The sequence below is a fragment of the Streptomyces sp. NPDC059564 genome (genome assembly GCF_042735575.1).
GTDB lineage: Bacteria > Actinomycetota > Actinomycetes > Streptomycetales > Streptomycetaceae > Streptomyces.
Map to the genome: position 1 here is coordinate 3,868 of NZ_JBHWBP010000232.1, position 8,436 is coordinate 12,303.

Here is an 8,436-nt window from a genome sequence, read left to right on the forward strand (position 1 = left end):
TCCCGCCCGCCGAGTGGGACGGCGTGCGGGAGGCCTTCGAGTTCGGGCCGACACCGCCCAAGCCCACGATCGAGGGCCAGTTGGGCGCCCTGATGCCGGACCCGTCGGTCCCCGGCGACGACTGGCTCAACCTCAACGTCTGGACCCCGGACGCCACGGCCGGGGCGGGGCTCCCCGTCATGGTGTGGATCCACGGCGGCGCCTTCACCACCGGCTCCTCCGCCGTCACCGCCTACGACGGGGCCACCTTCGCCCGCGACGGCGTCGTCTGCGTCACCCTCAACTACCGCCTGGGCGTGGATGGTTTCGGCTACATCCCCGACGCCCCGCTGCCCGCCAACCGGGGACTGCGCGACCAGATCTTCGCCCTGGAGTGGGTCCGGGACAACATCGCCGCCTTCGGCGGGAACCCCGACGACGTCACCGTCTTCGGCGAGTCCGCGGGCGCGATGAGCGCCCTCACCCTGCTCTCCCTCGACACCGGCCTCTTCCACAAGGCCATCGCGCAGAGCGGCACCGCGCACATCACCCAGACCCCCGAGGACGCCACGCTCGTCCTGGAGGCCATCGCCGCCGAGGCGGGCGTCGCGCCCACCGCCGAGGCCCTCGCCGGGCTCCCGGTCGTGGAGCTGATCGCCGCCCAGAAGAAGGTCGGCGCCGCCATCACCACCACCGCGGACCCGGAGAAGTACGGCACGACGACCATCGCCTCCTGCGGCATGTCCCTGATGCCCGTGATCGACGGGGACCTGATCACCCGGCGCCCCATCGACGCCATCGCGGCCGGCGCGGGCAGCGGCGTCCCGCTGCTCGCGGGCACCAACACCGAGGAGTTCCGGCTCTTCATCGTGCCGACTCCGATGGTCTACTGGCTGCTGCCCGGGCAGTTCAAGGACCGCGTCGAGGCCTACGGCGCCCCGGCCGACTTCTACGACCAGTACAAGGCGAACAGCACCACCGCCTACCCCCGCAACGCGCCGTCCGGGGCCGCGGCGGCGGTCCTCACCGACCGGATGTTCCGGATCCCGACCTACCGGTTCGCCGAGGCCCGGGCCGCCTCGGGCGCCGAGACCTACGTCTACGAGTTCGGCTGGCGCTCGCAGGTGCAGCCCAACAGCATCCAGGTGCGGCTCGGCGCGTGTCACGCCCTGGAGCTCCCCTTCGTGTGGGACACCCTCGCCGTCCCGGACAGCCTCCCCATGACGGGCCCGAACCCGCCGCAGGACCTCGCGACGGCGATGCACGCGGCGTGGGTGGCCTTCGCCCGGTCCGGCCGCCCGGGCTGGTCCGCGTACGACACCGGAACCCGCCCGGTCATGACCTTCCGCAAGGACAACGGCGAGGACGACGTGATCGTCCCCGACCCCCGGGAGAGCGAGCGCAAGCTCTGGGAGGGTGAACTCGCCCCCGCCGAACCCGCCTAGGCCGGATCCGGGTCCAGCAGGCGGGCGGCCATCGCGCGCATCTCGACCTTGCGGATCTTCCCGGTGACGGTCATGGGGAACTCCTCCACGACGTGGACGTAGCGCGGGATCTTGAAGTGGGCGAGCCGCCCCGCGCAGTACGCGCGGACGGACTCCGCGGTCAGCGGCTCGGCCCCCTCGCGCATCCGCACCCACGCCATCAGCTCCTCCCCGTACTTCGCGTCGGGCACCCCGATGACCTGGACGTCCAGGACGTCGGGGTGGCCGTGGAGGAACTCCTCGATCTCGCGCGGGTAGAGGTTCTCGCCGCCCCGGATCACCATGTCCTTGAACCGGCCGGTGATGCTCAGGTAGCCCTCCCCGTCCATCACCGCCAGGTCGCCGGTGTGCATCCAGCCCTCCGGGTCGACGGCCTCGGCGGTCTTCTCCGGCTCACCCCAGTAGCCGAGCATGACCGAGTAGCCCCGCGTGCACAGCTCGCCCGACGTCCCGCGCGGGACGGTCCGGCCGGAGCGCGGGTCGACCACCTTGACCTCCAGGTGCGGGCCGACCCGGCCCACCGTGGAGACCCGGCGCTCGACCGGATCGTCCGCGCGGGTCTGCGTGGACACCGGCGAGGTCTCCGTCATGCCGTAGCAGATCGAGACCTCGGTCATCCCCATCCGCTCGATGACCTGGGTCATCACCTCCACCGGGCAGGGCGAGCCCGCCATGATCCCGGTCCGCAGGCTCGACAGGTCGTACCCGTCGAAGCCGGGGGCGGCCAGCTCGGCGATGAACATCGTGGGGACCCCGTAGAGCGAGGTGCAGGCCTCCGCCTCCACCGCCGCCAGCGTCGCCACCGGGTCGAAGGCGGGCGCGGGGATCACCATCGCCGCGCCGTGGCTGGTGCAGGCGAGGTTGCCCATCACCATCCCGAAGCAGTGGTAGAAGGGCACCGGTACGCACACCCGGTCCCGTTCGTCGTAGCCGCACAGCTCGCCCACGAAGAAGCCGTTGTTGAGGATGTTGTGGTGCGAGAGCGTGGCCCCCTTGGGGAAGCCCGTGGTGCCCGAGGTGTACTGGATGTTGATCGGCTCGTCCGGGCTCAGGTCCGCCCCCGCCCGTTCCAGTGCGGCCGGATCGGCGGCCCGGCCGCGTTCCAGCAGCGAGGCCCACAGCGGGCCGTCGAACAGGGCCGTGAACTCCAGCCCCGGACAGCGCGGCCGGACCTCCTCGATCATCGCCGCGTAGTCGGAGCTCTTGAAGCGCTCCGCCGCGACCAGCAGCCGGATGCCGGACTGCCCGAGCACGTACTCCAGCTCGTGGGAGCGGTACGCCGGGTTGACGGTGACCAGGATCGCCCCGATCTTCGCCGTGGCGTACTGCACCAGCGTCCACTCGGCGCGGTTGGGCGCCCAGATGCCCACCCGGTCGCCCTTGACGATCCCGAGGTCCAGCAGCCCGAGGGCGAGGGCGTCCACGTCGGCGCCCAGCTCCGCGTACGTCCACCGGCGTCCGGCGGCCACGTCCACGAGGGCGTCCCGGCCGGGGAACCTCCGTACGGTCCGGTCGAGGTTGTCCCCGATCGTCTCCCGCAGCAGCGGGACCCCGGAACTCCCGGACGCACGACTCGACGCTACGGACACACGTACCTCCAGCACTCGCTGCGGCGAAGACGGCCAACGCGCACGGCCCATGATCCCCTCCGGGCGGGCCGTCGGACCAGGGGGCGGGGCGGCTTTCCGGGGCCGGTTTCAAATCGAGCAGGTGTTCGGGTACGGAGGTACGCTGGGGCCATGCACGCACTCCAGGGCTCCCTCTTCGACCAGACCGACGAGATCCGGCTCGGCCCGCTCGCGCCGGTGCGGCGGACCCCGCTCGGGGCCGGGGCGTGGGTGGAGCACCTCCCCGGATGGCTCGCCGGGGCCGACGCCCTGTTCGAACGGCTCGCCGCCGACGTGCCGTGGCGCGCCGAGCGCCGGCAGATGTACGACCGTCAGGTCGAGGTGCCCCGCCTGCTGGCCCACTACGGGGCGGGCGACCCCCTGCCGCACCCCGTGCTCACCGAGGCCCGCGACGCCCTCGGCCGCCACTACGCCGCCGAACTCGGCGAACCCTTCGTCACCGCCGGGCTCTGCCTCTACCGCGACGGCCGCGACAGCGTCGCCTGGCACGGCGACCGCACCGGCCGCTCCGCCACCGAGGACACCATGGTCGCCATCCTCTCCGTCGGAGACCCCCGCGACCTCGCCCTGCGCCCCCGCGACGGCGGCCCCACCCTGCTCCGGCTGCCGCTGGGCCACGGCGACCTCGTCGTCATGGGCGGCTCCTGCCAGCGCACCATGGAACACGCCGTCCCCAAGTCCGTACGGGCCGTCGGCCCCCGGATCAGCGTCCAGTTCCGTACGCGCGGCGTGATGTGAGCGGGAGCGGCCGTGCGCAGCCGGACGGTACAGCGCTGGTGGGCCGGACTGCCGCCCGCCGCCGGGGGAGCGGTCATGGCCGCCGGCATCCTCTCCGTCGGCCTCGGCCTGACCGGGCACACCGTGCTCTCCCTCGCCGCGCTGGTGGTCTCCGGGGCCCTGTGGCTGCTGCTGGCCGCCGACTTCGCCGTCCGGCTCGTCGCTGACCGGGGCCGCTTCCGCGCCGAGGCCGACACCCCGGCCGCCCTCACCGCCGTGGCCGCCACCACCGTGCTCGGCACCCGCCTCTGCCAGCTCGGCCGGCTCGGCGCGGCCACCGCCCTGCTCGTCCTCGCCGCCCTGCTCTGGCCCGGCCTGACCGGCTCCGTCATGCGCCACTGGCGTCACCGCGTGCCCGGCGCCGCCTTCCTCGTCTGCGTCGCGACCCAGGGGCTCGCCGTCCTGTCGGCCGCCCTCGCCGCCGCCCACCGCCTCGACTGGCTCGCCCGCGCCGCCCTCGCCTGCTTCTGCCTCGGAGCACTGCTGTACGCCGTGGCCCTGCGCCGCTTCGACTTCCGCGAGGTGCTCGGCGGGGCCGGCGACCACTGGGTGGCGGGCGGCGCGCTGTCCATCACCGCCCTGGCGGGCGCCTCGCTCACCGCGTCCCCGCTGTGGACCGGCGCCGCGCACACGGCGCTGCGCACCACCACCCTCGTGGCCCTGGCGCTCTCCCTCGGCTGGTACGCCGTCCTCCTCGCCGCCGAGGTGCGCCGTCCCCGTACGCGCTACGACGTGCGCCGCTGGTCCACCGTCTTCCCGCTCGGCATGACGGCCACCGCCTGCCTGTCGGCCGCCGCCCCCACCGGCGTGCCCTGGCTGCGGCCGCTCGGCGAGGTGCTGCTGTGGATCGCGGTGGCCGCCTGGCTGCTCACCCTCGCGGCCTTCGTCCTCTCCCGCCGCCCGGCCCACCGCGCGCCGAGCTCCGCGGGACCGCGCTGACCGGGCCCCGGGACGCCGGTCCGCGGTTCGGCTGGCGGCGGACAGGGCGGCTCAGTAGGGTCCGGCCATGGCCTACACGTTCCAGGTGACCATCGACTCCCCCGAACCCCACGCCCTCGCCGACTGGTGGGCGCAGGCCCTCGGATGGGAAGTGGAACCGTCCGACGAACAGTTCATCCGCGGCATGATCGAGGCCGGTCACGCCACGGACGAGGACACCACCACCCACCGCGGCACCCTCGTCTGGAAGGCCGGGGCCGGCATCCGCCACCCCGAAGGGCTGGAGCGCGCCCCCCGGATGCTCTTCCAGTTCGTGCCGGAGCCCAAGACGGTCAAGAACCGGATCCACCTCGACGTCCGCACCGGCGAGGACGACCCCCAGGCCGTCGTCGAACGCCTCCTGGCCAAGGGGGCCACCCGCCTCCACGAAGGCCACCAGGGCCCCTACGCCTGGACCACCCTCGCCGATCCCGAGGGCAACGAACTCTGCGTCTCGCACTGACGGGCCGTAGGCTGCGCCCGTGAACGTACTCCTCTTCGGCGGCACCGGAATGCTCGGGCGCGGCGTCCTGCGCGAATGCCTGCGCGACGAATCCGTCACCGGCGTCCTCTCCATCGGCCGCACCCCGCTCGGGGTCACCCACCCCAAACTCCGCGAACACATCGTCCCCGACCCCTCGGACCTGTCCGGAATCGCCGCCGAGCTCCCGGACCACGACGCCTGCTTCTTCTGCCTGGGCGTCTCCTCCGTCGGGATGAAGGAGGACGCCTACCGCGCGATCACCTACGACCTCACGCTCGCCGTGGCCCGCCCGCTGGCCGCCGCCAATCCGGAACTGACCTTCGTCTACATCTCCGGCGAGGGCACCGACAGCACCGAGCGGGGCCGATCCATGTGGGCCCGCGTCAAGGGCAAGACCGAGAACGACCTGCTCGCCCTGCCCTTCCACGCCTACATGTTCCGCCCCGGCATCGTCCAGCCCGTGAGCGGCCTGCCCTCCAAGACCGCGCTCTACCGGATCGCGTACGTCCTCACCAAGCCGCTCTTCCCGATCCTGCGCCGGTTCGCGCCGAACCACGTGACCACCACCGAGGCCATCGGCCGCGCCATGATCGCCGTCGCCACCCCCGGCTCCGGGGTCACCACCCGGATCCTGCGCCCGCAGGACCTCAACCGCGTGGGCGGCCAACGGTCGTGACCAGTCATAATTGACTATCGGCTCATCCCTCCCGCACGCGAGAATGAACCATCTCGAACCGGGAGGAACCCCATGAGCCAGGCCCACCTGACTCTGCACGACCTGATGCCCGCCCAGGAGCTGACGGCGGCCATCGACGCCGGGCACGTGACCCGCAAGGCGCACCCCGAACTGCCGCTGTCCATCTACACGTACACGCGCACCGCGCAGTACGAGCAGATCTGGAACCGGGTCACCACGCGCTGCCGGGGCCTCGTCGCCGACGACGCCACCGGCGCGGTCGTCGCCCTGCCCCTGCCGAAGTTCTTCAACGTCGGCGAGCACGAGGCGGGCCGGCCCTACGCCCCCGCCCTGCCCGACGAGCCGTTCGAGGTGTACGACAAGGTCGACGGCAGCCTCGCCGTGGTCTTCCACTACGCGGACCACTGGCGGGCCGCCTCCAAGGGCTCCTTCACCAGCGCCCAGGCCACCTGGGCGCAGCGCCGCCTCGACGCCCGGGACACCGCGGCCCTCGTGCCCGGCGTGACCTACCTCGCCGAGATCCTCTACCCGCAGAACCGGATCGTCGTCGACTACGGAGACCGCCGCGACCTCGTCCTGCTCGCCGCCTTCGGCGCGGACGGCGCCGAGGTGCGGCTCGCCGAGGCGGCCGGACACTGGCAGGGCATCGGCTCGGTCGTCACCGTGTGGCCCGCCATGCCGCTCGCCGAACTCCTCGCGCTCACCGAGTCCAACACCCTGCCCGGCGGGGTCGGCGCGACCGGGACCGACGCCGAGGGCTTCGTCCTGCGCTTCGCCTCCGGTGTCCGCGCGAAGGCGAAGCTGGCCGAGTACGTACGCCTCCACAAGGTGCTCACCCGCGTCACGGAACGCGACATCTGGCGCAGCCACGGCATCCAGCGCTTCGCCGGCCTGCCCGCCAAGCAGCTCGCCCAGGGCCTGAACTGCACCGTGGCGGACATCGAGGCCTGCGGCGGCAAGCCGCTCGACGAGCTGCTCCAGCAGGTCCCGGACGAGTTCGACACCTGGGTGCGCTCGGTGATCACCGGCCTGGAGGACGCGGCCGCCCGCCGCGAGCGGGAGATCGACGCGGCCTTCGCCCGCCTGGCCCATCTGACCGGCGACCGGGGCGCCTTCGCCCGCGCCGTACGCGAGGTCCCCGACGCCGCGCTGCGCCCGGCCCTGTTCCAGCGGCTCGACGGCCGCGCGACGGAACTCGCCTCCTGGCGGGCCGTCCGGCCCGAGACGGCCGACCCCTACACCACCGACGAGGAGAACTGACCCGTGTCCGAAGAGCAGCCCGCACTCCCCGTGGTCCACGTCATGACGGGACTGCCGGCCTCGGGCAAGACGACCGCCGCGCGCGCCCTCCAGGCCGAGGCGCGGGGACGCGTGCGCCGGGTCAACCTCGACGACCTGCGCGCCATGCTCGACCTCCCCGACCCCGAGCGCGGCCGGTCCTACCGGCACGAGCAGACCGTGCTCGCCGTCCAGGACGCTGCGGTCCGCGCCGCCGTGACGGACGGGTTCGACGTGGTCGTCGACAACACCCACCTCACCTCGCACATCCCCAAGCGCCTGAAGGCGGCCGTCGCGGGCCTCGCGACCTTCGTCGTGCACGACTTCACCGACGTGCCCGTCGAGGAGTGCCTGCGCCGCGACGCCGCCCGGGAACGGCCCGTCGGCGAGGAGATCATCCGCATCCTGGCCGACAAGCACGCCAAGGCGCGCAAGGTCGGCTGGCGGCTCACCGCGGAATGGCTCAACGACCAGCCGCCGGTACGGAGCTACACGCCCGACCCGGCGCTGCCGTCCGCGGTGATGTGCGACATCGACGGCACGCTCGCCCTCACCGGCGACCGCGGCCCGTACGACTTCTCGCGCTGCGAGCTCGACCTGCTCAACGAGCCGGTCCGGCGCGCCCTGGACGCCTTCCGGCGCGCCGACGGGGACGTCATCGTGCTCCTGTCGGGGCGCAGCGAGGAACACCGCACGCAGACGGAGTCCTGGCTCGGGCGCCACGACGTGCCGTACGACGAGCTGTGGATGCGCGCGGCCGGGGACACCCGCCGGGACGACGTGGTCAAGGCCGAGCTGTTCGACACGCACGTCCGCGAGCGCTACGCCGTCCGGATCTCGCTCGACGACCGCGACCGGGTGGTCGCGATCTGGCGCCGGATGGGCCTGCCCACCTGGCAGGTCAACTACGGGGACTTCTGAGCGCCGTGGGGCCGCTGCTGATTGTGGACGCGGCGAACGTCGTGGGCTCCGTACCGGACGGCTGGTGGCGGGACCGGCGCGGGGCCGCCGAGCGGCTGCGCGACCGGCTCGCGGAGCGCGACGCGGGGGAGGAGATCGTCCTCGTGGTCGAGGGCGCCGCCCGCGGCGTCGAGTCCGTCCCCGGGGTACGGGTGGACGAGGCGCCCGGCG

The 8,436-nt window shown here is 73.2% G+C and carries 8 protein-coding genes and 1 pseudogene; 8 read left to right on the forward strand and 1 reads right to left on the reverse strand.

Features of this window, described 5'->3' with window-relative positions; all coding sequences use genetic code 11:
• A partial coding sequence (locus ACFV0Q_RS29150) for a carboxylesterase/lipase family protein (RefSeq protein ID WP_385009347.1) occupies positions 1 to 1,424 on the forward strand: 1,424 nt, incomplete at its 5' end.
• On the opposite strand, the gene ACFV0Q_RS29155 is transcribed toward ACFV0Q_RS29150, so the two are convergent.
• A complete protein-coding gene (locus ACFV0Q_RS29155; protein ID WP_385009348.1) occupies positions 1,421 to 3,103 on the reverse strand; it encodes an AMP-binding protein in 1,683 nt (560 codons plus the stop codon). The genes ACFV0Q_RS29150 and ACFV0Q_RS29155 overlap by 4 nt on opposite strands.
• Before the next feature lie 99 nt (positions 3,104 to 3,202).
• Here ACFV0Q_RS29155 and ACFV0Q_RS29160 point away from each other — a divergent pair, with 99 nt between their 5' ends.
• The 7 genes and pseudogenes from ACFV0Q_RS29160 to ACFV0Q_RS29190 all read left to right on the forward strand — a co-directional run.
• The gene (locus ACFV0Q_RS29160) at positions 3,203 to 3,829 is read left to right on the forward strand and encodes an alpha-ketoglutarate-dependent dioxygenase AlkB (RefSeq protein ID WP_385009349.1); all 627 of its coding nucleotides are present in this window, start codon (positions 3,203 to 3,205) and stop codon (positions 3,827 to 3,829) included.
• Between the two features lie 12 nt (positions 3,830 to 3,841).
• On the forward strand, positions 3,842 to 4,807 hold the full coding sequence (locus ACFV0Q_RS29165; RefSeq protein WP_385009350.1) for a tellurite resistance/C4-dicarboxylate transporter family protein: 966 nt from the start codon (positions 3,842 to 3,844) through the stop codon (positions 4,805 to 4,807).
• 67 nt (positions 4,808 to 4,874) lie between these two features.
• On the forward strand, positions 4,875 to 5,309 hold the full coding sequence (locus tag ACFV0Q_RS29170; RefSeq protein ID WP_385009351.1) for a VOC family protein: 435 nt from the start codon (positions 4,875 to 4,877) through the stop codon (positions 5,307 to 5,309).
• A 19-nt stretch (positions 5,310 to 5,328) separates the two neighbouring features.
• Positions 5,329 to 6,006, forward strand: coding sequence for an epimerase (locus ACFV0Q_RS29175; protein WP_385009352.1), 678 nt, complete (start codon positions 5,329 to 5,331; stop codon positions 6,004 to 6,006).
• A 72-nt stretch (positions 6,007 to 6,078) separates the two neighbouring features.
• Entirely contained in the window at positions 6,079 to 7,287 is a 1,209-nt protein-coding gene (locus ACFV0Q_RS29180) for an RNA ligase (protein ID WP_385009353.1), read from the forward strand.
• Between the two features lie 3 nt (positions 7,288 to 7,290).
• Positions 7,291 to 8,226, forward strand: a complete 936-nt coding sequence (locus ACFV0Q_RS29185; RefSeq protein ID WP_385009354.1) for an AAA family ATPase — start codon at positions 7,291 to 7,293, stop codon at positions 8,224 to 8,226.
• A gap of 5 nt (positions 8,227 to 8,231) precedes the next feature.
• Positions 8,232 to 8,436 (forward strand): annotated as a pseudogene (locus tag ACFV0Q_RS29190) (NTP pyrophosphohydrolase); the annotation flags it as partial.